Annotated in this window: 15 protein-coding genes and 7 pseudogenes; 6 read left to right on the plus strand and 16 right to left on the minus strand. The window is 53.3% G+C overall.

Annotated elements, in window-relative coordinates; translation table 11 throughout:
- Positions 1-540: 540 nt before the first annotated feature.
- From repA to WN16_RS24190, 5 genes and pseudogenes are all read right to left on the minus strand, one after another.
- A complete protein-coding gene (repA, locus tag WN16_RS24170; protein WP_071882594.1) occupies positions 541-1,422 on the minus strand; it encodes a plasmid replication initiator RepA in 882 nt (293 codons plus the stop codon).
- 416 nt (positions 1,423-1,838) lie between these two features.
- Positions 1,839-2,078 carry a hypothetical protein gene (locus WN16_RS24175; RefSeq protein ID WP_032442033.1) on the minus strand — a complete coding sequence of 80 codons (240 nt, stop codon included), beginning with the start codon at positions 2,076-2,078 and terminating at the stop codon, positions 1,839-1,841.
- Between the two features lie 215 nt (positions 2,079-2,293).
- A pseudogene (locus WN16_RS24180) lies at positions 2,294-2,383 on the minus strand (single-stranded DNA-binding protein); the annotation flags it as partial.
- A 33-nt stretch (positions 2,384-2,416) separates the two neighbouring features.
- A pseudogene (locus WN16_RS24185) lies at positions 2,417-3,400 on the minus strand (ISKra4-like element ISKpn19 family transposase); the annotation flags it as partial.
- A gap of 33 nt (positions 3,401-3,433) precedes the next feature.
- Positions 3,434-4,708: pseudogene (locus WN16_RS24190) on the minus strand (Tn3 family transposase); the annotation flags it as partial.
- Positions 4,709-5,061: 353 nt separating this feature from the next.
- Between WN16_RS24190 and WN16_RS24195 the strand changes: the two are divergent.
- On the plus strand, positions 5,062-6,381 hold the full coding sequence (locus WN16_RS24195; protein ID WP_004152397.1) for an IS1182-like element ISKpn6 family transposase: 1,320 nt from the start codon (positions 5,062-5,064) through the stop codon (positions 6,379-6,381).
- A gap of 249 nt (positions 6,382-6,630) precedes the next feature.
- On the opposite strand, the gene WN16_RS24200 is transcribed toward WN16_RS24195, so the two are convergent.
- The 4 genes from WN16_RS24200 to tnpA form a co-directional block, all read right to left on the minus strand.
- The gene (locus WN16_RS24200; RefSeq protein WP_004152396.1) at positions 6,631-7,512 is read right to left on the minus strand and encodes a carbapenem-hydrolyzing class A beta-lactamase KPC-3; all 882 of its coding nucleotides are present in this window, start codon (positions 7,510-7,512) and stop codon (positions 6,631-6,633) included.
- Positions 7,513-7,898: 386 nt separating this feature from the next.
- Complete coding sequence (gene istB, locus WN16_RS24210) at positions 7,899-8,678, minus strand: IS21-like element ISKpn7 family helper ATPase IstB (protein WP_004152394.1); 780 nt, start codon at positions 8,676-8,678, stop codon at positions 7,899-7,901.
- On the minus strand, positions 8,675-9,700 hold the full coding sequence (gene istA, locus WN16_RS24215; protein ID WP_004199214.1) for an IS21 family transposase: 1,026 nt from the start codon (positions 9,698-9,700) through the stop codon (positions 8,675-8,677). Before istA ends, istB begins: the two co-directional genes overlap by 4 nt.
- A gap of 106 nt (positions 9,701-9,806) precedes the next feature.
- Complete coding sequence (gene tnpA, locus WN16_RS24220; protein WP_004152392.1) at positions 9,807-12,836, minus strand: Tn3-like element Tn4401 family transposase; 3,030 nt, start codon at positions 12,834-12,836, stop codon at positions 9,807-9,809.
- A 109-nt stretch (positions 12,837-12,945) separates the two neighbouring features.
- On the opposite strand from tnpA, the gene tnpR reads away from it, so the two are divergent.
- Complete coding sequence (gene tnpR / locus WN16_RS24225; RefSeq protein WP_004152391.1) at positions 12,946-14,661, plus strand: Tn3-like element Tn4401 family resolvase TnpR; 1,716 nt, start codon at positions 12,946-12,948, stop codon at positions 14,659-14,661.
- 52 nt (positions 14,662-14,713) lie between these two features.
- Here tnpR and WN16_RS24230 read toward each other — a convergent pair.
- Positions 14,714-16,453: pseudogene (locus WN16_RS24230) on the minus strand (Tn3 family transposase); the annotation flags it as partial.
- Positions 16,454-16,616: 163 nt separating this feature from the next.
- Here WN16_RS24230 and WN16_RS24235 point away from each other — a divergent pair.
- Entirely contained in the window at positions 16,617-17,168 is a 552-nt protein-coding gene (locus WN16_RS24235) for a recombinase family protein (protein ID WP_032309862.1), read from the plus strand.
- A gap of 15 nt (positions 17,169-17,183) precedes the next feature.
- Complete coding sequence (locus WN16_RS24240; RefSeq protein ID WP_032309855.1) at positions 17,184-19,280, plus strand: hypothetical protein; 2,097 nt, start codon at positions 17,184-17,186, stop codon at positions 19,278-19,280.
- A 112-nt stretch (positions 19,281-19,392) separates the two neighbouring features.
- Here WN16_RS24240 and WN16_RS24245 read toward each other — a convergent pair.
- From WN16_RS24245 to WN16_RS24260, 4 genes and pseudogenes are all read right to left on the minus strand, one after another.
- Positions 19,393-19,806: pseudogene (locus WN16_RS24245) on the minus strand (ISKra4 family transposase); the annotation flags it as partial.
- Positions 19,807-19,842: 36 nt separating this feature from the next.
- Positions 19,843-20,415, minus strand: coding sequence for a recombinase family protein (locus tag WN16_RS24250; protein WP_001493762.1), 573 nt, complete (start codon positions 20,413-20,415; stop codon positions 19,843-19,845).
- Between the two features lie 136 nt (positions 20,416-20,551).
- Positions 20,552-21,097, minus strand: coding sequence for a plasmid pRiA4b ORF-3 family protein (locus tag WN16_RS24255; RefSeq protein WP_001493763.1), 546 nt, complete (start codon positions 21,095-21,097; stop codon positions 20,552-20,554).
- A gap of 138 nt (positions 21,098-21,235) precedes the next feature.
- Positions 21,236-21,415 (minus strand): annotated as a pseudogene (locus WN16_RS24260) (DUF4158 domain-containing protein); the annotation flags it as partial.
- Between the two features lie 161 nt (positions 21,416-21,576).
- Here WN16_RS24260 and WN16_RS24265 point away from each other — a divergent pair.
- Positions 21,577-22,191 (plus strand): recombinase family protein, encoded by a 615-nt coding sequence (locus WN16_RS24265; RefSeq protein ID WP_014839983.1) that lies wholly within the window; start codon positions 21,577-21,579, stop codon positions 22,189-22,191.
- A gap of 318 nt (positions 22,192-22,509) precedes the next feature.
- On the opposite strand, the gene WN16_RS24270 is transcribed toward WN16_RS24265, so the two are convergent.
- The gene (locus tag WN16_RS24270) at positions 22,510-23,166 is read right to left on the minus strand and encodes a quinolone resistance pentapeptide repeat protein QnrS1 (RefSeq protein WP_001516695.1); all 657 of its coding nucleotides are present in this window, start codon (positions 23,164-23,166) and stop codon (positions 22,510-22,512) included.
- 394 nt (positions 23,167-23,560) lie between these two features.
- Between WN16_RS24270 and WN16_RS24275 the strand changes: the two are divergent.
- Positions 23,561-23,701: pseudogene (locus tag WN16_RS24275) on the plus strand (transposase); the annotation flags it as partial.
- Positions 23,702-23,755: 54 nt separating this feature from the next.
- On the opposite strand, the gene WN16_RS24285 reads toward WN16_RS24275, so the two are convergent.
- Positions 23,756-24,460 (minus strand): IS6-like element IS26 family transposase, encoded by a 705-nt coding sequence (locus tag WN16_RS24285; RefSeq protein WP_001067855.1) that lies wholly within the window; start codon positions 24,458-24,460, stop codon positions 23,756-23,758.
- Between the last annotated feature and the right edge of the window lie 18 nt (positions 24,461-24,478).

The raw sequence follows: 24,478 nt of genomic DNA on the forward strand, positions 1-24,478 counted from the left end.
GGCACGTAAACGCCATTCCTGAGGCGATCAGTTGTTTTTCCATCCTGACATATACCCTAATACCTAAAACGTTTCTGTGAGCGTTAGAAGCGCAATTTGCCCCTCCTTCCTGTAAGACCGGGTTTTGCGAAGCCACGGAACGTAAAGCGGTGTTGTTGGTTGATGGTCGGAGACAAAAGGAATGTTCAGCGATTTGCCCGCTTGCGGGTGCTACTTAGGAGCGTAGCGACAAACCGAACCGGCGCGACGTTTACGTCGCTGCAAGGGCGGTCACTTATCCAGAGCTGTAAGGCTCTTATATTTATATTTCTTGTTCTCTAAAAGAAAAGGACTGTCTCCACGCATCTAACCTTCTGATTGCATACAATAAAAAAAACCATTTGCATCTATATGTTCATAACTTATTTAAACGGATCTCAAAACGGTTTTTTCAGCGTGGTAAGTCGGGGGGAATAGCGTGTTGGTGACTACTTATTGACCAGAGCCATGTTAGAGGCGTAGCAAAGCCTCCGTTGATACGGATAAGCTGAAAAAGGTAGGTCAGGCGGTGTTAGGGTCGTCAGAACTGGCGACGGTACGGTAATACATGATGCGCTTATTCAGAAGGTGTTTCACCGAAGCTAAATCGATACCTTCATGCAATCCCTGCCGGATTTCACTTTGAATCTGCTTGGCAACCATATGCCGCAGCTCTTCATCTTTTTTCGCCACAGCAACCTTGGCCGCTCTCTGAATTTTCTTCATTTCCTGAGAGGCTTTACGGCGCTTCCAGGTAGTTTCGAGATACTGCTGTTTCTGGCGTCTACGTGCTTCTGTAAGGCTGATCGCGGCTTCCCCCTTCTTTAACAGTCCGCGATTTATCCATGCTAACTGTTGATTTTGTGCTCTTTTAAACGCATCCGCGCCTACACCTATAAAATCGAAAAACAGTTCCGTGACTTCTATTTCAGCAGGGAAATACTGCTTGGTGACTTTATCCCAAATGAGCTTGTACTGGATCAATCCCCACGCGGCCAGCGTGTGTGCCGCTCGGGTAGCACGAGTGATTGAGAGATTACCGGCTTTTGAAACCGTCGCCAGTCCCGCTTCATTCGCTAAGGTTGTAAAACAAGCCGGAATCGTGCCTGAGGCAATATGAAGGTGATAACACATTGCATGAGTAAGAGCGCAGATAGCCCGAGCACGATGTTTATTGAAGTGGCGCTGCCGTTCTATGCGTTGATGTGTCTTATGATGGTAGGCAGGAAGGAAATAGAAACCCTCCCAACGCGATACGTCGCGCTTGGACACCACATTGATCAGGCGCTTATTGAACGCTGGCAATTCGTGTTTATGGTGTGCCGGTATCTGAAACGCAGGATTAGCGTTGAGTACATAGCAATCACGAACTAACGGAGTAGGGGATGTGTTTTGTTCAGACACCGCCGCCCGCACTTATGGCGAACAAGGGTTGATTTGAGGAATACATAGGTTATAATCCTTCTTAGGTTTCGTACCTAGCCCTGACTATCATGTCCGCTCGCCAAAGTAGAGCATGATTTTCGGGGCTTTGTTTTTTGGGCTTCTCAACCCTTCCTTCACCACCTTTTGGCGTGGTCTACCTGAAATTCTTTGTGTCTTGCAAACTTAGCGATGAAATTTATCACTACCAGCACCTTTCTACAAGGTCGAGGTTTGGTAAGCAGAACGGACTAATCATAACTAAATTATTTACATTGATCCAGAATGAAGATCCAAAAACAATCCCGGATCACTTTACCGACAATCCTGTTATGTTCTACAGGCTCCCTGTGGAACATAGCGGGATTCAACAACCAAAGGGCGTTAGCTTCATTGCTCTATTCAAATAACGCGATCTGGGCAGCTTTAAAGCGCTCTATTTTACCTTTGTACTCATCACGCTCTTTCTCGGCCTTGTGCAAGGCTGCTTTCAATCGGGCGATCTCATTACAGTGTTGCTCGTAGGCCATCAGTGATTTGAGTAACGTCTGTGAAGCGCGTTTTTCCTGCAACAACACGCCTACGGCCTCCAGTGCATCTTCATGTTCCGGCTGTGGCCTGACCGTTAATGTCCCCATACATACTCCTCAAATGGCTAAACATTGAGGCCAGTCTTGCTTTCACGCCAGAATGCTATCATTTTTTGTTCGGCCGGTCGCGCCCGGGTTGAAAAAATGATAGCAAAAATCCGCAGCTCGATGCGCTGCAGAAAGATAAAGTGATAGCAAACAGGGAAGGGGTAGCCCTTCCCGTTCTTCTGGTTTACTGCGACAGAAGCCTGAATCCCAAGCATTCAGAACGGTATATCATCTTCAAACGGTGGTGGTTCATTTCCTGCTGCTGGCGCAGCTCCGGTACTCTGTGGTTGTGGTTGGCTCTTATTAGGAGAGCATAAAAAATATTGGGGCAGCGTGAGCTATGCTGCCATCGCTGGTCCCTTCCCGTCACTTTGAAAACCCGGATACCAGCAGACAAATTTATCCTGCAGTTCGTTATTCAAAACGGCGGTCCGGGTCTGTAACAAATAATGAGCCCCTTTTCTGCTCCACTGCATCTGCTGCTTTTTGGCCATTCGTCTGGCGATCACTTCATTGATCGTGGATTCCACAAACGCGGTTGATACCGGCTCTCCGTACCGACGCATTTCGCCGTAGTTTGGGATCATCATCTTATTATTCCGGATGTAGGTATACATTTCATCCAGATGTTTTTGCAGGGATTTCAGGCTAGGATAGCTGAGTTCAGGGTCATCGCAATACATAACGCAATTATCAATATGTTCCAGCGCAGCGACAACATTGCCATGCCAGAGATATCGTTTAATGCTTTCCAGCAGTGCCAGAACTTTACTCCCCGCCTCTGGATCTGATACCAGCAGTCCCCGGGCATATTGCATGAGCACCGTCAGCCTCATGGTGATATGAAACCAGTCCAGCACATGCGTTGACTCAGGGTACATACCGAACTGGAGGTCCCTGAGATTATCCGCGCCGTCGGACAGAAAAAATATCTGCTGGTTGGCCTGCATTCCCTGCGCTGAAAGGTGGGTCATGAGCCTGCGTTCCGGATGACAGTCATCCTTCTGAACAAAACCGAAGCGGCGGGTGTCAGCAGGCGCACCAACGGAAAAAGACTTCCCGGCAATAATTTCAAAATTACGCTTTTTGTCATCCCGATCGCGAACATAACCACCATCTATACCCACCACAAGCGGTTTTCCTGGCCTGGGCAGGTTCCCCCAGTCGCGGGGGCAGCCGGAAAGAAAACCTGAATGAGCTTCAGCCTCAGCGTCAAGACGCTGCGCCACCTGGCATAAATGATTCCTCACCGTTGAGGCATTCAGGCTGTGGCCCACCGGCAGAATATCTTTCAGCAGACGAGTCGTCATTTCATAGGAGATGGGGTTTGAGGGCCAATGGAACGAAAACGTACGCTAAGAAGGTAATTCATTGTTTAAATTAAAATTTAATTCTCTCAGTTCCCCCTTCAAAATATCCTCCGGTAGCGTGAACGTATAATGCCCCAGCATATTGATATGCCCGTGCATCAGTGGGGATAACCGGACGATATCTTCACCCCCGGTTTCTTCTCCATTCCTGCGCATCCAGCTCAGGGCTTCCTGCATATAAAGTGTGTTCCACAGTACCACTGCGTTAGTGACGAGGCCCAGTGCACCCAGTTGATCTTCCTGACCTTCACGATAGCGCTTTCTGATCTCACCGCGCTGCCCGTAGCAGATCGCCCTCGCCACAGCATGGCGGCCTTCTCCCCGGTTTAGCTGCGTCAGGATCCGCCGACGATAATCTTCATCATCAATATAATTTAGAAGGTACAGCGTCTTGTTGACGCGCCCCACTTCCATGATCGCCTGTGCCAACCCTGATGGGCGCGAGCTTTTCAGCAAAGAGCGAATGAGTTCTGAAGCATGAATGGTACCCAGTTTCAGCGAACCGGCGGCTCGCATCATCTCATCCCACTGATACTCGGCTTTCGACAGATCGGCACAACCACGAGCCAGTTCGTCTAGTGCACCGTAATTTGCCGATTTATCCACCCGCCAGAATACTGCTTCACCGGCATCGGCAAGCCGAGGAGAAAACTGGTATCCCAGCAGCCAGAAGAGGCCAAAAATAATGTCGCTGGTACCGGCTGTGTCTGTCATGATCTCAACCGGATTCAGCCCTGTCTGCTGCTCCAGAAGGCCTTCCAGCACAAAAATGGAATCACGTAATGTGCCGGGAACAACGATGCCGTGGAATCCAGAATACTGATCAGAGACGAAGTTGTACCAGGTGATGCCACGTCCGGAACCAAAATATTTTCTGTTAGGTCCTGAATTGACGGTTTTCACCGGCGTGACAAAGCGCATGCCGTCAGCTGAAGCCACTTCGCCGCCACCCCAGCGGCCAGCAAGCTCCAGTGTGGACTGAAAATCAACCAGGCGGACATTGGCGCTGACCAGCGTTTCTGCCCGGAGGTAATTCTGTTTCACCCAACTGAGCCGGTGGCGCGTCAGCGCCGGTATATTGTGCTTTATCAGCGGTTCCAGCCCGATATTGCAAGCCTCAGCCATCAGGACCGCGCACAGGCTGATGTGCAGATCCTGCGCCCGGGCCCCGGATTCACTGACATGCGTAAACTCACGTGTAAAGCCCGTTCTGGCATCTATCTCAAGCAACAGTTCCGTCAAATCTACCGGCGGGAGTAGGGGGGGTAAGCGGGAACCCCAGAAAATTCCGCCATTCCGCATTGTGGAATTTTTTGGGGGGGTGGTCCGCGGCATGACGACCCGCCAAAGGCTACCGCATCTATCTGAGGCGCTGTGGCGCGACGCTGAAACCCCGGGGAATTCCGCTACTCCAGTTCCAGGTCCGCAATAGTTCGTCCAGGTCGGGTGGCGTACGCCGGAAACGCCGATTTTTCCGCAACCGTTTCTGCGTTGTCGGCAAGGTGGTCTCAGAGAGCGCTCAAGAAGCGGTTTTTCTCGTATGTTTAGCTACGGTGGCCTAGGAGCCTGCGCGGCAGAAGCCAAATCGGCGGAAGATCGAGGACGATACGGGGATGGCTGCCAGTTACCTTCCTTACCGACCCGACCAATCCTATCTGCTGCCCCCTTCTCTGGGAGAGTGGCTACCTGAAGGGCATCTTGCCTACTTCATCAGCGAGACTGTCGATACGCTGGACTTGAGCGCATTCCACGCCCGGTATGCCGGCGGTGGTCCGGGCAATCAGCCGTTTCATCCGGCGATGATGGTCAAAGTGCTGATCTATGGTTACGCGAGCGGCGTCTTCTCTTCGCGCAAACTAGCCAGGAAGCTGTACGAGGATGTCGCGTTGCGTGTGCTGGCCGCTGGAAACTTCCCGGCCCACCGCACGCTGAGTGACTTCCGTGCCCTACACCTGACCGAGCTTGAGAATTTGTTCGTTCAGGTGGTGCAACTGGCGCGCGAATGTGGGCTGGTGAAGCTTGGCACGATCGCGGTCGACGGCACCAAGGTAAAAGCCAACGCCAGCCGCCACAAGGCGATGAGCTATAAGCGCATGAAGCCGGCCGAGGACGAATTGCATTGCGAGATCAAGGCGCTGCTTGATCGCGCCAAGGCTACCGACGACCAGGAGCGTAACGAGCCGGAGCTGGACATTCCTGCCGAGATTTCTCGCCGCGAGAAGCGCCTGGAGGCGATCCAGGCGGCAAAGGCGCGCCTGGAAGCGCGCCAGCGTGAAGCGGACCAGGCCCGGGGGCGCAGCGAAGACGATGGCCGCCGGCCTCGCCATCCGGATGGCTCGGACAAGGGCGGTGGCTCGTACAAACGCGAGTTTGGTGTGCCGGATGACCGTGATCAGGAAAGCTTCACCGATCCGGACAGCCGGATCATGAAACACGCCGGTGGTGGCTCCGAGCAGAGCTACAACGGGTACACAGCGGTCGATGCCGAGCACCAGATCATCGTGGCGGCGGAGTTGACCAACTGCGCCGCGGACAGTCAGGCGCTGCTGGGCATGCTGGCAGCAGTTCAGGCCAACACCGGAGAAATGCCGGCCCAGACGCTGGCGGATGCGGGATTCCGTAGTGAGGCTGTTCTGGCAAAGGTCGCCGATCACCACGGCGATGTCATCGTTGCCCTCGGCCGCGAGGGACGTGAAGATGCCAAGGTCAATGCCAAGACCCATCCGCATACGGCGGCGATTGCGGCGAAATTGAAAACGGAGCAAGGCGATGCAGCTTACCGCCGGCGCAAGTCGATCGTGGAGGCTCCGAATGGTTGGATCAAGGCGGTGATGGGATTGCGTCAGTTCAGCATGAGGGGCCTGGACAAGGTGCAAGCCGAGTGGAAGCTCGTCTGCATGGCGCTAAATCTGAGGCGAATGGCGTATCTGTGAGGGCGAAGGTTAAATGGGGCGGCTCAAATGCACCCCAGTCGTCATAACACGCCGCGCGCCGCAAGATTGGTATCCTTGGCGCCGACGCCTTGCCAATTGCAGAGAGCGCCGCCGCCATCGTCAGTGCTCTACAGAAAACCGGTCACACGGCTCTGCCGCGCAGACTCCTAGCCTAAATGTGACAGTGGTTGGTAATCCATGCCGCCCGCAAGGGCGGCGGTGGTGGGCCAATAGATGATTTTCAGAGCCTTACTGCCCGTTGACGCCCAATCCCTCGAGCGCGAGTCTAGCCGCAGCGGCGATGACGGCCTCGCTGTACTTGTCATCCTTGTTAGGCGCCCGGGTGTAGACGGCCAACACAATAGGTGCGCGCCCAGTGGGCCAGACGACGGCATAGTCATTTGCCGTGCCATACACTCCGCAGGTTCCGGTTTTGTCTCCGACTGCCCAGTCTGCCGGCACCGCCGCGCGGATGCGGTGGTTGCCGGTCGTGTTTCCCTTTAGCCAATCAACAAACTGCTGCCGCTGCGGCGCAGCCAGTGCAGAGCCCAGTGTCAGTTTTTGTAAGCTTTCCGTCACGGCGCGCGGCGATGAGGTATCGCGCGCATCGCCTGGGATGGCGGAGTTCAGCTCCAGCTCCCAGCGGTCCAGACGGAACGTGGTATCGCCGATAGAGCGCATGAAGGCCGTCAGCCCGGCCGGGCCGCCCAACTCCTTCAGCAACAAATTGGCGGCGGCGTTATCACTGTATTGCACGGCGGCCGCGGACAGCTCCGCCACCGTCATGCCTGTTGTCAGATATTTTTCCGAGATGGGTGACCACGGAACCAGCGCATTTTTGCCGTAACGGATGGGTGTGTCCAGCAAGCCGGCCTGCTGCTGGCTGCGAGCCAGCACAGCGGCAGCAAGAAAGCCCTTGAATGAGCTGCACAGTGGGAAGCGCTCCTCAGCGCGGTAACTTACAGTTGCGCCTGAGCCGGTATCCATCGCGTACACACCGATGGAGCCGCCAAAGTCCTGTTCGAGTTTAGCGAATGGTTCCGCGACGAGGTTGGTCAGCGCGGTGGCAGAAAAGCCAGCCAGCGGCCATGAGAGACAAGACAGCAGAACTAGACGGCGATACAGTGACATCAACGATATTCCTTGTTTGAAGGTGGAGCTAGGTGTAGCGGCCGGATGTAATCAGGCCGCTACAGCTGGGATTATCACCGAGCGGCAAGCCGCTCCCTCTCCAGAGGCTGTAACGGCTGTAACTGCCCCGGATGGGCACACATCGGGTTGGTAAGTCCCTGGCACCACAACGTCCAGCGCTATTGAAAAACGAATCAGGTCGGCGTTCATGGGTCGGCCACCTCGCCTGACCTCGGCATCCACGTTACGGACGGCCTCAGGAAGTCCTGGCCAAGCCCCGACTATTGGGGCGCGAAGATAGCACCGAGGGTACGCCGGTGTCAACACCAACTGAAAACTGACCCACTTTACCCCTGAATCACCAAAGTAATACTGACCCACCTGGATCATTCGGGTTTGGAATTTTTCCTGACCACTCCCGCCTTCCTCTTGTCCTTCAAGCGGTAGCTTTCGCCGCTCAGGGTCAGGATATGGGCATGGTGCAGCAGCCGATCCAGCATCGCGGCTGTCAGGGTGGTATCGCCGGCAAACGCGTCGGCCCACTGGCTGAACGGCAGGTTCGAGGTCAGGATCATCGCCCCTTTCTCATAGCGCTTCGCCACCACCTGAAAGAACAGGTTCGCTTCCTCGCGTCCGAAAGGCAGGTAGCCGATCTCATCGATCACCAGCAGCCGTGGACCGAGGATGGCGCGGTTGAAGTATTCCTTCAGCCGCCCTTGTCGCTGCGCCGTGCTCAGTTGCAGCATCAGGTCGGCTGCCGTGATGAAGCGTGTCTTGACCCCGGCTTGCGCGGCCTTGTAACCCAAGGCGATGGCGAGGTGGGTCTTGCCGATGCCAGAGGGTCCGATCAGCACCACGTTCTCGGCCCGTTCGACAAACGCCAGACTGCCCAGCTCCTGCACCAGTGCCTTGGGCACGCCGGGGTTGAAGCTGAAGTCATAGTCCTCCAGGGTCTTGATGCCCGGGAAGCAAGCCATCCGCGTCAGCAGTTCGCGGCTGCGCTGCTGGCGACACCCCGCTTCATGCCGCAACAGGTGTTCCAGGAAGTCGGTGAAGCTGAAGTCCTCGCGCACCGCCTGCTGCGCCAGGACGGGGTAATGCGTTGCCACCCGTTCGAGTTTGAGTTGCTGGCACAGGGCGTCGATCCGCTCATGCTGGAGGTTCATCGGCAGGCCTCCCCAATTGCGTCATAGACAGACAGTGGGTGCTGGAGAGATTCCAGTGGTACCGGGCGGAGACTGTTATCCAGCAGGGGGGCCTCGTCGCGCCGCACACGGGATGGCAAGGGTTGCAGGTGTTCCCGCTCCTGCCGCCAACGGTCGATGGGGCGCTCGTTCAGGGTGGCGTGGACCCGCACATTCGCCTCGTCTGCCAACCAGTCACGGACGCGTCGGTTGGCAGCAGCACAATCGAGCAGCAGCCCCGTGCCCTTCATCCGGGTCAGCAACGGGTTGTAGAAGCTCTCGCGGAAGTAGCGATTGAAGCGCTCGACCTTGCCTTTGGTCTGGGCCCGATACGGGCGACACAGCCGGATCCGGAACCCCAGGTCATCGGCCAGTTGAAGCAAGCCGGGGTGAAAACGGTGCTTGCCGTCACCGTAGGCATCGCGTTCCAGCACCACGGTCTTCATGTTGTCGAACAACACCTCGCGGGGCACACCGCCCAGATAGTCAAAAGCCAGCAACAGGGAGTCCCGCACGGACTCGAAGGATTCGTCCGGTACGAAGGTGACAAACGTCATGCGGCTGTATCCCAGCGTGGCGACGAAGGCCGACATGGGGGATCTGGCCCGGCGCAAGACCACGAAATCAGCCTGCAACTGCCGTCCGGGCTCGGTCTCGAAACGGACGGCCGGACCTGCTTCGCGGCGGGCGGGCTTGAGCGTGGCGAGGAAGGCGCGCAATAACGAGAGACCGCCGCCATACCCTTGAGCGCGGATTTCCCGATTCAGGACGGTGGCAGGCAGCCAGATGGGGTGGGCCTGCTCGACCCGTTGCCGCAGATAAGATTCAAATGGCCCCAGTTTGGTGGGGCGTGGTTCACGGGGCTGGTATCGCGCTACCGACGGATCGCGGAGGTAGCGGCGCACGGTATTGCGCGAGACCCCCAACGTGCGGGCGATGTGCCGGATGGAGTGGCCCTGTCGGGCAAGAACTCTGATTTCCACGGTTTGCTCCTGGGTCAACATCGACGGCCTCGAAAAGGCCGCCAAACTAGCCCAGGTGGATCAGTTTTACTTCGCTGGGGTGGGTCAGTTTTACACTGCTGCTAACACGGAACCGCTGAAAATTCCGTCACTCCAGTTCCAGGCCTGCGACGATCGCATCGAGATCGATCGTCTTGCCGCTGCTTTGAAAGGTGTAGTGCCCGTTGAGCAGGATGTGCCGCCATGCCGCAGGCGAAATTTTTGTGATGAGTGCCAGCGCCTTGCTGTTGCCGGCCGCCTCGTACTTGGTCACCAGCCGCGACAAGATTGCCGAGTTGTAGAAAATGATCGTGTTGGCGATCAGCCGTGCGCACTGGTTGCTGATCTCGATTTCAATGTCGGTGCGACCGGTCAGTTCCTTCTTACCGCCGACCTGGGCAATGGCCGAGCGTAGCTGATGGTAGGACTCGAGGCGATTTTGCGAGCGGTGCACGTTGCGTTCCAGTTGCGGATCGCGCAGGTAGCGAAGCGTGTAGATGCTGCGGATGAGCTTGTCGAACTCGAAGATCGCGCGCCGCGTCGGGTTCGTCGTGGTGTAGGTGCACAGCTTGCGGATCAGCGTGCCCTGCGTCATTTCCTTCAGCCCGAGTGTGGCGACGATCCGGTCGATGTTCGGCTTCTCGCGATGGATGAGATCGCAGTCGATTTTCCCGACTGGCCGAATCAGGCACGCCTGATACTGTGCTGGATCGTCAGCGCAGTAGAGTTCTTTCAATTGCGCGTTGAGGTCGGTGAAGCGCGGCTCGAACCGCCGGCCAAACCAATGCAGGATGGCGAAGTTGGCCTTGTTGACGCTGTGCATGTCGCCGGTGATCGCGGTCGGCATGATGTCCGACGTGTTGCGATACCAGATGTCGAACACGTGGTGGGCCTCGTAGTCGTGCGCGCCGATCAGGTAGCCGTTGAGCGGGATGTGGTTGCACAGCAGCGTGTAGGCGACCACGCCCTTGCCGCGCCCGAAGTACTTGCGCGAATAGCGCGCCTTCACGGTCGGCCGTTCGACGCTGAATTTCTGCCCGTCGACGGCACCGTACAGCGTTTCGAGGTCGAACGAGTAGTATGGGAAGATCGGTAGCGTGGCGATGGCGTTGCTGATGCAGTCGTTGGCCGCGTGCAGCGTTGCCTGGCGCAGGTACTGCTGGTAGCCGCTATCCAGCACGTGGTACGGGATGTCGCTGGTGCGCGCCATGACGTGGTTGCCGTGGTTCATCGCTTGCGCGATGATGACCGCCATCAGGCTGTCAGCGTCGGCGACCTTCTTCGCGTAGCGCGGCTGCATGGGCGTGAACGCCGACAGAAACTTGCACTCGTCGTTGACGAAGCGAAACACGTCGGCCACGTCGCAGAACGGAAGCTTCTCGTAGAATGCCTTTTCGCGCGCTTTCTCATTCTCGCTCTTGGGCTTGCGCCAGGTCAGTTTCTGCGTGTCCTTGTTGTATTCGAGGTGCGTCAGCTTGCCCTGTTTCAGCTCGCGGTTGAACGCCAGCCACTGCGTGCGCAGTTCGGCAGTCAGCGCATCGAGTTGGGCATGGACGGGTTGCTGCAGGAAGGGGATCTCCATTTTTGCGAGCACATCGATCTTCCTGTCCATCTCAACCAGTTCATCTGAGAAGTGCCGGTGTTGCAGGCTGTCGTCGAGGTAGAGTTCACCCGATTGGAGACGCTTCCTGATCTGGCGGTACAGCCAGAACTCGTAGCGGTCAGCGTGCAGGCCGGTTGGTTTACCGTCGGCGTCGAAGGTCAGCAGGTACGGCCGCAAGCGTTTCGGAAGTGTCGCCGCGGGCCACTCGTCGAGTGGCCGTTGCGACAGCCGCTGCTGCTTGGCAAAAACACCTTTGGCCCAGGCCAGCGCGGCAAGCCATGGACTGTCTGGATTGGAGCCGGAGAGGTCGAGCGCAACGTACAGTGGACGAAGATGGCGGCGCATGCGGTCGGCCAGCCCGTCCACCGCCTGCCACTGCAAGGCCAGCTTGCTCGCCGGCTTCACGCTCATACGCTGCGCCGTGGTTTGCAGCGTATCGCGAGGCATGATCTTGTAGGCGCGCTGCCGCACCTCGCCGAAGGGCGTGGGATCGGCCACGCTATCATCAACGTAGAGTGACAGCAGGCGGCCTACCCGCGGCGTTTCCTGCTGACGGCGCACCTGCTCGTCGGCAAAGGATTGTTTGGCACCAGCGCTGCTTTCGTCCTCCAACTGCTTCATGTGGTACGCCATCGCATCGACCAGGTTGTCGGAGAGCTGCCGGTAGCGTACCCAGGCATAGCACAGCAGGTAGAGTTGGGTCTGATCGGCCTTCAGATTGCGCAGGTCGTGGACGGTGTAGAAGTTTGCCAGGCTCGCGTAGTACAGCAGGTTCTGCTGCGAGACGTCGAGTTTAGGCAGCAGTGTCTTGGCGATTGCGTGCAGCGGCTCCAGCGTGGCGCGCTTTTCGCGCTCGCGGACCATCTGGCGCCAGCCGAAATTCTTGGCGTCCTGCTTGAGCGCCGCCAGTTGCGACAGGGTGTCATCACGGACCAGAAGCTGGCTCAGCGCGGCCTTGGCAGATTCGTCCAACGCTTGCTCCAGCAGATTGCCCAGGCGCCGGCGCTCGGCGGATAGCGTTTCGCTGACCAACTCTTGCAAGGTCGTATAGCCGGGCCGGATAATCTTGTGCTCATTGAGCCAGACGATCAGCTCGGCGGCGACGAACCCCGGCGTTACGTCACGCCGCACGGTCCGTGCGGCCTGCTGCTCGAGCTGCGGCAGGAAGGCGGCCGACCACGGCCAGTAGCCGAATAGTTTGGCGATCTGCTCGCGCTGGGTGTAGCGTTCATGCTTGGTGATCGCCTTGGGTTCGAACACCTCGCCGTGGAAATAGCGGCTCAGCACGAAAGCGCAATCGTCCTCGACTTCGTCCCAGTCGAAACTGAAGAAGGCATGCTTGGCCTTGAAGTAGCCGATCTGCAAGAGGCAATAGACCTTGGCATGAAGACTGGGCCGGCTGTTGGCAAGCGCCAACTCGGTTTCTGTCACAGCCAGATATTCCAGCTGCTGCGCATCATCGAACTCCGGCAGGCCATACAAGGCCTCCTGTTCGGCGTCGGATAGGACGCTGAGTAGCTTGTTCTTCTTGCTCATGGCCCGTTCTTGCTATCTTGAGGTTTCGTAGAAACATGGGGCATTTTCGATTCTACTGAAATAATCGTTATTATCGCGTTACTCGCTTTTCGAATCGCAACCTGTCCATATGAAAACGGGCCAGACTACGGCTTCGAGTTCTACCCCAGTCGGCTTTCCCGATGCGGATTCGCTGGCTGCCTTGCGCGGCTGGTACGCGGGACTCAGCTCTCGCGCGGCCGTTGAACACTACCTGGCGGCACGCAAGGCCGCCGGTCAATCAGCGCGAGGGATGCTGGGGCATATCCGCCGCCAGCTCATCGTTTTCGCCAACAGCCGCCACCGGCCGGATCTGGCCGACGTGTTCCAGCACGCCCCCGAAGAGCGACAGGGGCGCGCGGGTGCCGTCGAACGCGCGATCCGGCTCTTGCCCACGCTGCCGGCGCCGAAGCCCCAGATCAGCGACAGCATCGACCAGTGGCTGTCTCCGAGGACCGTCAGGGCACTGCAGGCGTACGGTATCCACACCCTCTCGGCGCTGACCGTGCGCATTCCCCGCCGGCGTGGCTGGTGGAAAGCCATCGAGGGACTCGGCATGACAGGCGCCCGGCAGGTCGAGGCTTTCTTTGCCGCACATCCGCAGCTCACCGAGCGCGCCCGGGCCCTGATCCCGATTATTCAGCCCAGCGGCATCGTGCCGTGGGAGCAGTTGCGTCTGCCGAACGAAGTCGACGGCTCGCAGGGCAATTTCCGGGCCCCGCGCAACGCTTGCACGCTGAATGCGACCAACGACTACGAGGCCGTGCAGGCCTGGCTGGCGCTGCACGAGACTGTCGCCACACAGCGCGCCTATCGCAAGGAGGCTGCGCGGCTAATCCTGTGGGCCATCGTCGAACGCGGACGGGCGCTATCATCCCTGACCACGGACGATGCAATCGCGTACCGGGCCTTTGTCCGGCACCCGACCCCGCGCGAGCGTTGGGTGGGGCCACCTCGACCACGCGATTCGGTGGAATGGCGCCCCTTCTCGGGCGGCTTGTCCGCACGCTCGGCAGCGTATGCGCTGACGGTGCTCTCGGCGCTGTTCCGGTGGCTCATCGAGCAGCGCTATGTGCTGGCCAACCCTTTCGCCGGCGTCAAGGTACGCGGTCACGCCTTGCGGCCCGCACTGGATACGGCGCGAGGCTTTACCGAGGGAGAATGGCTACTGCTGCGCGCCATTGCAGACGGCCTGGAATGGTCCTACGGCTGGTCCGAGCCGGCAGCACAACGCCTGCGCTTCATGCTCGACTTCGGCTATGCCACGGGCCTGCGCGCTAGCGAACTGGTCGGCGCCGTCCTGGGTAATGTCCGCCTCGACGAGCACGGTGACCACTGGCTGCATTTGGTTGGCAAAGGTGGCAAACCAGGTAAGGTGGCCTTGCCGCCGCTCGCGTATACGGCGCTGGACCAATACTTGGCACAGCGTCAACTGCCAGTCAGCCGGGAACGGTGGAATCCGAAAACGCCCCTGGTGGGCAGTCTTGGGGAAGACGGTAATGCCGGCATCACCGGCCCTCACCTTTGGTGCGTGTTGCGAAGATTCTTTACGCAAGCCGCTGAGGCCATTGAGGCCGATCATCCGGTCGCCGCCGAAAAGCTGCGCCGTGCCACGCCTCATTGGATGCGTCACAGTCATGCCAGCCATGCGTTGGCCCGGGGAGCTCAGCTCACCGCGGTGCGCGACAACCTACGCCATGCGTCGATCGCCACGACGTCGATGTATTTGCATGGCGATGAGCTCGAGCGCGCCAGGCAGATGCGGCAGGCTTTTGGCGCTCGTCACGTCAAGCGAGGAGTCGACTGAATTTTCATCATACGGAATGACGGAATTTTCTGGGATTCCCGCTTAGAACCCCGAGTAGCTGCCTTACCCGACTGTTGAGACGATGCAACGATGGTGGCTCCTCCAGTTTCTCCAGGCTGCTGATAGTCAGGGAAGGATATTTACCGTCATGGCAGATATTAACCTCCGCATTTCCTTCAAAGCGAGATGCGACGGCTTTCCAGGTTTTATCCAGTTGGACCGCCAGCTGTTGCACGCCTTTATGTCCATCAGTGGGATGTCCCAGCGCCCGACAGATGGGGACCCGCTGAACCTGCCATTCTTCCCCCTGCAACAGCTTCTCGCGGGGATTTCCCCAGCGATCGCTGTTTTCGAGCCAGATGTCCCGTCGGCGTAGTGCATCCTGAAGGCGCTCCAGCAGACAAAGCGAGTAACCGGCACGCTGTATCCGGCCCTCCGCATCGTATACCAGGCGTTTCCAGGGGCCGGTAATAATATGTTCAGGCGCATCGTCCAGGATGCGCTTTTTCGAGCCGTTCAGTTCGGTCAGATAATGAATGGCGGACAGCGTATGTTCTCCGGCTGGCGCTGCCTGGAAATGCAGGTCGCGCAATACCGCCGGAAGAAAACGCTTTACCCGCCCGTACTGTTCCACCATTTCGTCATGGAAATTGTTGTTCTGAGGCCGGGCCAGCTCATTTACCTTGCTGACGGATTCTGCCAGCCTACTTTTCGGTATGCTGCTGAATATGGTCTCCCTCAGTTCAGCATCGTCAGCCTGCTCAGCTAGCAACAATGAACATGCCTGCGCCAGCAGTAGCGCAGCACGGTCAAGATCTTTCAGCGTCCTGAGCCGTTTTTTCTGCCCCGTTTTCTTCGCCGCACGAGTGATATCCAGTATAAGCATATCGAGCACATCAACGGCTTCATCCAGCGCCGCAGTCTCCTGTGCTTTAACGAATGCGGTGAGTACGGCCAGCTTTCTCTGCTGTGGCATTCGCGCGATATATTTTACCGACGCCATGCCTGCGTAACGGGCCAGATTACGTAGTTGTATAGCGGGCAGACCGGTAAAACTCAGTCGGGAAAACTCCAGGTTTCGCAGCCGGATATACCGCTCCAGCGCTTCGGTAAATGCCGGACCGCTGACGGTGACAGGTCCCTTTTTCAGTTGCTCCAGCGGTGAAATTCGCTGCCCCTCAGGAATGTCCAGCAGCTCAGTCACGCGGGCGGTCTGCCAGCTGTCCGGCAACGCGGCCAGTTTCTTCCAAAGTTGCTGATTTGCCCGTTCACGTATTTCACTGACGAGACGTACAAGTGTGGTTGCTCCGGGCAGCAGGACCTTATTCTGAAGCAACCAGGCGGTGGCAAAATCAAACATCAGGCCGGGTCGCTCATTACTGAGCCATGCACGGGTGTATAGCAGGCGCTTCAGGCGGAAAGACCAGGGGAAATCGCCAAATTCATGGTAACCGTAATATTCCTTAATCAGCGCAGTATGCTCTCTGAGGGTGGTATCCCGTTCTGCGTAGCGGGAAAGGACTTCCGGACGGCGGATATTAAGCTGCACCGCGACAAATTGCTGAACACCCGGCAGAACCCGGGTTAAATCTGTCAGAAAGGTGCCCAGAAAACGGGCGGTGGTGAGCTGAAGCGCAATTCCCAGCCGGTTATGCCTTCCCCGTCGCTGGTTAATGAAGGCAAGATCTCGCTCATCAAGATGAAAATAGCGCGCCAGCTGCACGTCATTGGGTTCTGCAACATAGCGACCATAATTCAGTTCCTGCTCAGTGGTCAGAAAATCGACGGGCATATAGGCCTTCCTGCCTGACGGTTATATATTAACAATTTCGCAACCGTCCGAAATGTTATAAATTATCGGACATACTAAAATGGTATTGTTTATGTGTCTATTAAATCGATTTTTTGTTATAACAGACACCTGTTGTCCGATATTTGATTTAGGATACATTTTTATGCGCCTTTTTGGTTACGCACGGGTATCAACTAGTCAGCAGTCGCTCGATATTCAGATCAGTGCGCTCAAAGAAGCAGGAGTGAAAGCAAATCGTATCTTTACTGATAAGGCATCCGGCAGTTCGGTTGATCGTCCGGGGCTTGATCTGCTGCGTATGAAGGTGGAGGATGGTGACGCCATTCTGGTGAAGAAGCTCGACCGTCTTGGCCGTGACACTGCCGATATGATCCAGTTAATTAAAGCATTCGACGCTCAGGGCGTAGCTGTCCGGTTTATCGATGACGGAATCAGTACTGATGGTGACATGGGAAAAATGGTGGTCACTATTCTGTCTGCTGTAGCTCAAGCCGAACGTCAAAGAATATTAGAACGAACAAATGAAGGTCGCCAAGAAGCAATGGCAAAGGGAGTTGTGTTCGGTAGAAAAAGAAAAATAAACAGAGGTGCGATATTAAATATGTGGAAACAAGGTTTAGGAGCCTCACACATATCAAAAACAATGAATATTGCTCGTTCAACAGTATATAAAGTAATAAATGAAAGCAACTAATATAAAAGGTTGAATATGGAATTTAATATTACTTCAAAGTCTAATCCGTTTGGCGATACAACAGCAGAAAATGATAAGAAAATGTTGAGCAGTGCTTTCATCGAAACTGCTGACTTTAGAACTTTAATTGAAACAGATGACCGAACTATTGTTGTAGGCAGACGAGGGACTGGTAAAAGTGCTTTATTCATTCAGCTAAATGAGCATTGGAAGAAAGATAAAAAAATATTAATCCTAAGTTTTTCACCAGACGACACGCAAATAATTGGCTTTAGATCAATGTTGAAGCCATTTACAGGCTCATTCAATTTAGCCAGGGCAGCAACAAGGTTATTATGGCGATATGCTATGTTAATGGAGATAGCATCATATATATCTTCTCATTATAAATTATCATCTCAAATTTCGACAGAAACATTGTTGAATGAGCATTTAAAGAAATGGAATGCTGCACAAGGTGATATTTTAAGAAAGTGTAGGATTGTAGCAAAAGAATATTTAGATGAAAACAATCCTGAAGAATCAATTGGTGACCTTCAATTTAATTTGAATATTTCAGAAATCGAAGGCAATATAGTTTCACTTCTTGAACGCTCAGACAGGAAAGTTGTCATTTTGATGGATAAGCTAGATGAAGCATATGAACCGGATAATATAGGAATCGGAATCATAGCTGGTCTGGCATATGCCTCAATCGAATTAAATCAAAAAGCAAAATGCATTCGCCCAATCATTTTTTTAAGGGATAATATATTTAGATCGCTATCAAAGGAAGATCCTGACTACTCAAGAAATATAGAGGGGCAAGTCATAAGGCTGCATTGGGATTGGGCACAACTCTTAATGCTATCGGCTAAAAGAATGAAAGTGGCATTTAATCTAGATATTGAGAAAGATCAACGGGTTTGGGATAGGTGTACAGCCGATGACCTCAAAGGAAGGAATGGTTTTAAGCGATGCTTGCAATTTACCCTTTACCGTCCCAGAGACTTACTGTCATTGTTAAATGAAGCTTTTTTCTCCGCATTTAGAGAGAATCGAGAAACCATTATTAACACTGATCTAGAATATGCAGCCAAGTCAATTTCCATGGCCAGGCTTGAAGATCTTTGGAAGGAGTACCAGAAGATTTTCCCTTCAATACAAGTTATAACTAGTGCATTCCGTAGTATTGAACCTGAATTAACAGTCTACACTTGCTTAAAAAAAATAGAAGCATCTTTCGAATCAATAGAAGAAAATGAAGACCCAAAAATAATCTCTGAAATACAATTACTAAAAGCTAGTGGGATCCTCCAAAGTTTGTATAGCGTAGGATTTGTGGGTATACGTGATAAAAACACTTCATCCTATTCATTTTGCCATGATGGACGAACCCCAGACAAAGGTTTTGAAAGCAGTGAAAAACTATTAATTCATCCATGTTATTGGCTTGGTTTGAATTTAAATCGCAACGCTCTTGCTCCAGAGGAAGCTGAGGAAATAAATGACGAATATGATATCAATGTTGTTTCCGATAATTCAGCCATTAGAAATAAAACAATAGGTCAAATAACCACTCATCTGGATCAAATACCGACAGGAAATGAAGGGGCTAATGAATTTGAGCAATGGTGCTTAGACGCACTAAGAATTGTATTTGCATCCCACCTGACAGATATAAAACCGCATCCAAACGGTAACGCGGTTCAGAGAAGAGATATTATAGGTACCAATGGTGGAAAATCAGATTTTTGGAAGCGTGTATTAGAAGACTATAAAACAAGACAAGTTGTTTTTGATGCAAAAAATTTTGAAGAATTAGGTCCATCTGAGTACAGACAATTACAATCATATTTAACAGGTCCGTATGGAAAATTAGGGTTTATTATTAATAGAGAAGAAAGTGAGGCATTGAAATCAGGGAGAGATTTGGATTGGACAAAAGAAATGTATCAATCTCATAATTCATTAATAATAAAATTACCTGCGAAATACATATCTAAATTGTTGCAAAAATTAAGAAACCCTGAGAAGCATGACGCTATAGATAGTCAGATGGGGAAACTTTTAACTCTATATGAAACATCATATATGGCCATTAAAAGCACTCAAAAGAAACGAAGAAAATAGCATCAGGTACATCATATGAGAGGGTTCCTGAAAAGGAACTTTCTCATATTTTATAATAAATCAATAATATATATCCTTAGCGTACGTTTTCGTTCCATTGGACCTCAAACCCCGAGATCATCGAGGCCCAGCGGGTTTCAATATATTTCAGTGCCGGGTGAGAATAATCGCCGGCCCAGTCGCTGAGCAAACTGACTGTCTTTGTATCACTCTCTTCACAACGGCACCGGTACACCCGAAGCCCGGATACCGGAATAACGCCAAACAGCGTCCGGTACCGTATTTTCTGTTTGCCTTTGATTCTGCGCGCAGCAAGGCAGTGAGGGCACCGGATATGGTGTTGAGTATATTCGTCTGCCTGCAGCTGGACCACCGACTGCTGGACCGTATTCAGCAACAGCTTGGATTCTGACACCGATAATCCGATGTCGTTCCGGGTCTCCCCTGATTTCTGGATTGTCATCAGTTCCTCCGTTCGACTGGAGCCTGATTCATCGGTGATGACTATCTGGAGCGTCAGTTGCATCATTGCCTCCTGCTGTGGTGGATGACTATCTCCCGGCTACTGGTTGTTCATCTGGTGACGAAGCTTATAATATGTGGAAACGCCAAGGCCCGCATGGTCGCAGGCGATCCTGAGCCTGACCCCTCTGCTTCTGAGTGCGTCAATTTCCTGGATCTTTTTGATATCGGCGCCGGGGCGCCCTGTTTTTTCACCCCGTGCTTTTTTCGCGGCGATGCCGTCGGCCTGCCTTTCCTTCAGTAAGGCTCGTTCAAACTGGCTGAATGCCGACATCATGTGCAGCTGCAGTTCCTGCATCGGATTGTTTGTGCCGGCGCTGAACGTCAGCTGCTCTTTCAGAAAAATAAGGGTAACGCCCTGGTCACGAAGCCGGGTGGTGACAGCGCACATATCCGACATATTCCGGCAAAGGCGATCGATGGAATGAACCAGAAGCGTATCACCAGGGCGTAATTGCCCCAGGAGTTCCTGTAACCCCGGGCGGTTTGTGTCCTTCGCGCTGGCATGCTCAACACAAATTTTATCAGGCTGAAAACCCGCCTTTGACAATGCCTCTTCCTGACGGGCCGTATTCTGATCGGCCGAGCTTACCCTGATGTAGGCATATTGCACGCAAAACCTCCGGAAGGTCTTTAAACATCATAGAGATTTAAAGAATAATCCATAAACACTGATTTAGGGAGGTTTATAGACATTTTTTCGGGGATCTGAGAGGCATGCTGAAAACGTATACCTTTATAGACATCAGTCAGCGACGACGGCCCAGCCAGATAACTTCAGGCTCCAGTACCGGAGATGCAAGGTCGAGCCTGCTCAGTTGCCGGTTGATTTTGTGGCGGTTGAACCTGACAGCATCCAGGTCGTCAGCAAAAGGGCGGATCTCGCCGACCGTTGTTTCATCATCCGCATTAACGATAGCTTCAAGAAACGCCAGGGTTTTATCGAACTCATCCGCAGCTGTGGCTCCGGGCATACCATGGCCGCTTATACAAAACGGCGCTTTCAGCGTAGAGTTTTCATAAATGGCCTCAACACGAATGTCATGAAGCCAGTGCTCAAAGAAATTGTATTCATAGGTAAAGCGATCGCCAGCATCAAAAGCAAAATCATCAATCACGACCCGGAACGGATTATCGACAAAACCGATGCCTCCTTCGTAGGAGATACCGTAATCTTTGCCATAAATGTGAAATTGATGGAGATGGTCGTCCCCCCAGCCCTGCACTATCTGGAAAATGAAGTGAAGCGCGGCCAGTGACGTGTCGGCAGCAATTCTCAGCCGACGCCAGACCATCGGACTGACTCCATGAACTGCTATTTTGATGACGTAGATCTTCATAGTCAGCAGGTATTGTTATGAAATGATGGTGGTTATTTTAACCCCTGTAGATGGCATCATTCGATGGCTGCCCCGAGGTTTTTCATGCTCTCCGATCTGGATGATGCAATAAATTTGAGCGTGAAGCCCCCGGCGACTGCAGGCCAGCGCCAGTTCATATTCATTCAGCGCCAGAAACTCCAGCCGCTGTGCATCATCGAAATCAGGTAGACCATAGAGCGCTTCCTGCTCGGCGTCCGAAAGAATACTGAGGAGCTTATTTTTAGTAGGCATCTCTGATCCTTATGCCTATTTAAACGCGCTTGTCACATTATCATTAACATAGAACCTTTACGTGTCATAATTTAAATTACGGGTAATGTGACTACCGTTGACAGATTATGGTACCCAAATCAGAATGTCACATAATCGAACGTATATGTGACAGAGGAAATATGTTCATCGGATATATTCGGATGTCAAAAGCGGATGGTTCGCAGACGAATGATTTACAACGTGATGCACTGATCGCCGCAGGTGTTGATGCCGCACATTTTTATGAGGACCGGGCATCGGGCAAACGAGAAGAGCGTCCTGGACTTACAGCCTGTCTGAAAGCACTACGACCCGGAGACACGCTGGTCGTATGGAAGCTGGACCGCCTCGGTCGTGATCTTCGTCATCTCATTAATACAGTGCACGACCTGACCGCGAGGGGGACCGGTCTGAAAGTGCTGACCGGTCACGGGGCGACTATCGACACAACAACGGCCGCTGGCAAGCTTGTCTTCGGTATCTTTGCCGCACTGGCGGAGTTTGAGCGCGAACTGATTGCTGAAAGAACGACTGCAGGTCTGGCATCAGCAAGAGCCCGTGGGCGGAACGGCGGCCGACCTTATAAAATGACGCCAGTCAAACTGCGACTGGCAATGGCATCAATGGGACAATCAGAAACAAAGGTCAGTACGCTATGCCAGGAACTTGGGATAACCCGGCAAACTTTGTACAGGCATATTTCCCCTGTTGGTCAACTGCGGGCGGACGGGATCAAGCTGTTCAACCGTGGATAATTTGAACGGACGGAAAAATCTGGGGTTCCGGCGTAGTACCCCTATCACCTCCACATTTTTGCAACAGTGCCTTATAAATGGCAGCCTTATGTTTACTTGCCAAGATGGGCTACCATATGATGTTTTATACTGAGCAATATTAATATTATCTTTAATGGAAAAATTAAGCCCACTAAGTGACCCACTGCTATATGGCTCTATTGTGAAGACGCCTGAGGGTAAAAATTTATACATGGTTGTCCCTATGTCTATTATTGCAAGGTTGACAATATTATTCGTTTTATAAATTTGAGCGTTTAAAATCACACATCAAAGCAATTAGTCAGGATAAACAACAATACCCAGTGCTTCGAGAATCAGTTCTTGCTGCCAGGCTGCAATTTTGATACCTGATGTATCGACTTTGCGGGGATCTAAACCGTCGAGTTCGGCGTGGCATAAATTGGCACCCTGTAGGCTAAATTGCCCCCAGACATCTTCGGAAAAAACACCTCGACTTAAGTCTGACTCTTTCAGTGATGCACCCGCTAGGTTCGTTCCTATCCAGCGATTTTCAAACAACTCACATTTTTCTAAACAAACCCTCTCCATATTGGCATAGGAAAGATTACATCCAGAAATAAATGCTGAGCAAAAGTACATACGATTACTCACTTGATGGGCAAAGTTTGTTCGGGAAAAGTTGGCACCTTTTAAATCACACGCACGGAACTCTATACCGTAGCAATTGGCATTACTGAAGTTTGCCATCGCAAGTTGGCATTGTTGGAAACTTGCATCACGAAGATCTGCGACATCAAAGTGGCAGCCTTCGATATCACCCTGTTCAATGAACTTGCAGTTGACGAATGTCGTATCACGCAAGTTAGCACGTCGAAAGTCGCTGCGAATGAATGTGCAAGCGGTGAAGGTGAGATCACTTAAGTCTTTATGTGAAAAGTTGTGGTGCCGATATGTATGATTGTAGGTTTCCATGAGTACTCCTTGTTGAAAGGAGGGCTAGACTACCATTATACATATGCCAAGACATTAAAATAAAAGCCTGTTACATCAACACATTACAACCCCTCAATTTACCTGTTTTAAGTGGTCAAATTGGCGCGTAGAGCGCCTATCGCTCTTGCATTGGCACGCGGCCCTGTTGAAAAAAGTTATTCGCTTTAGATAGGGTTAGGAGAGCCGTGCTTCGCCGGTAAAAAATCGGACTATCCGACGCAGGGCGGACTCATCGGCGGAGAAGCAAACTTTGACTATATCTCCCTACACTTGGAAGAGGGCTAGACTGGCCCCATAGATCACCAGACACTTCGACTCTCTTAAAATAAGAGGTAGTCTTGGAACTATGTTTAATACCAGTCAGAACGATAAGATGGTTGGAGTGTTATCAGGACCTGAGCGGCGTCGGCGTCGTACACCGCAGGAAAAAATTGCCATTATTCAGCAGACTATGGAGCCCGGTATGACCGTGTCTCATGTCGCGCGCCTGCATGGCATCAATGCAAACCAGATATTGGCACTGTTGCAAAGTTAGCGATGAGGCAGCCTTTTGTCTTATTCAAAGGCCTTACATTTCAAAAACTCTGCTTACCAGGCGCATTTCGCCCAGGGGATCACCATAATAAAATGCTGAGGCCTGGCCTTTGCGTAGTGCACGCATCACCTCAATACCTTTGATGGTGGCGTAAGCCGTCTTCATGGATTTAAATCCCAGCGTGGCGCCGATTATCCGTTTCAGTTTGCCATGATCGCATTCAATCACGTTGTTCCGGTACTTAATCTGTCGGTGTTCAACGTCAGACGGGCACCGGCCTTCGCGTTTGAGCAGAGCAAGCGCGCGACCATAGGCGGGCGCTTTATCCGTGTTGATGAATCGCGGGATCTGCCACTTCTTCACGTTGTTGAGGATTTTACCCAGAAACCGGTATGCAGCTTTGCTGTTACGACGGGAGGAGAGATAAAAATCGACAGTGCGGCCCCGGCTGTCGACGGCCCGGTACAGATACGCCCAGCGGCCATTGACCTTCACGTAGGTTTCATCCATGTGCCACGGGCAAAGATCGGAAGGGTTACGCCAGTACCAGCGCAGCCGTTTTTCCATTTCAGGCGCATAACGCTGAACCCAGCGGTAAATCGTGGAGTGATCGACATTCACTCCGCGTTCAGCCAGCATCTCCTGCAGCTCACGGTAACTGATGCCGTATTTGCAGTACCAGCGTACGGCCCACAGAATGATGTCACGCTGAAAATGCCGGCCTTTGAATGGGTTCATGTGCAGCTCCATCAGCAA

It is taken from the genome of Citrobacter sp. ABFQG (genome assembly GCF_004322975.1).
Taxonomy (GTDB): Bacteria; Pseudomonadota; Gammaproteobacteria; order Enterobacterales; family Enterobacteriaceae; genus Citrobacter; species Citrobacter freundii.

Coding starts and splice junctions, on each gene's coding strand:
- tnpR (WP_004152391.1), top strand. CDS start 12,946: ATGAAAACGGGCCAGACTACGGCTTCGAGTTCTACCCCAGTCGGCTTT.
- WN16_RS24235 (WP_032309862.1), top strand. CDS start 16,617: ATGCGCCTTTTTGGTTACGCACGGGTATCAACTAGTCAGCAGTCGCTC.
- WN16_RS24200 (WP_004152396.1), bottom strand. CDS start 7,512: ATGTCACTGTATCGCCGTCTAGTTCTGCTGTCTTGTCTCTCATGGCCG.
- WN16_RS24265 (WP_014839983.1), top strand. CDS start 21,577: ATGTTCATCGGATATATTCGGATGTCAAAAGCGGATGGTTCGCAGACG.
- WN16_RS24255 (WP_001493763.1), bottom strand. CDS start 21,097: ATGGTCTGGCGTCGGCTGAGAATTGCTGCCGACACGTCACTGGCCGCG.
- istA (WP_004199214.1), bottom strand. CDS start 9,700: ATGTTGACCCAGGAGCAAACCGTGGAAATCAGAGTTCTTGCCCGACAG.
- WN16_RS24195 (WP_004152397.1), top strand. CDS start 5,062: ATGGCTGCCAGTTACCTTCCTTACCGACCCGACCAATCCTATCTGCTG.
- WN16_RS24285 (WP_001067855.1), bottom strand. CDS start 24,460: ATGAACCCATTCAAAGGCCGGCATTTTCAGCGTGACATCATTCTGTGG.
- WN16_RS24240 (WP_032309855.1), top strand. CDS start 17,184: ATGGAATTTAATATTACTTCAAAGTCTAATCCGTTTGGCGATACAACA.
- istB (WP_004152394.1), bottom strand. CDS start 8,678: ATGAACCTCCAGCATGAGCGGATCGACGCCCTGTGCCAGCAACTCAAA.
- WN16_RS24270 (WP_001516695.1), bottom strand. CDS start 23,166: ATGGAAACCTACAATCATACATATCGGCACCACAACTTTTCACATAAA.
- WN16_RS24175 (WP_032442033.1), bottom strand. CDS start 2,078: ATGGGGACATTAACGGTCAGGCCACAGCCGGAACATGAAGATGCACTG.
- tnpA (WP_004152392.1), bottom strand. CDS start 12,836: ATGAGCAAGAAGAACAAGCTACTCAGCGTCCTATCCGACGCCGAACAG.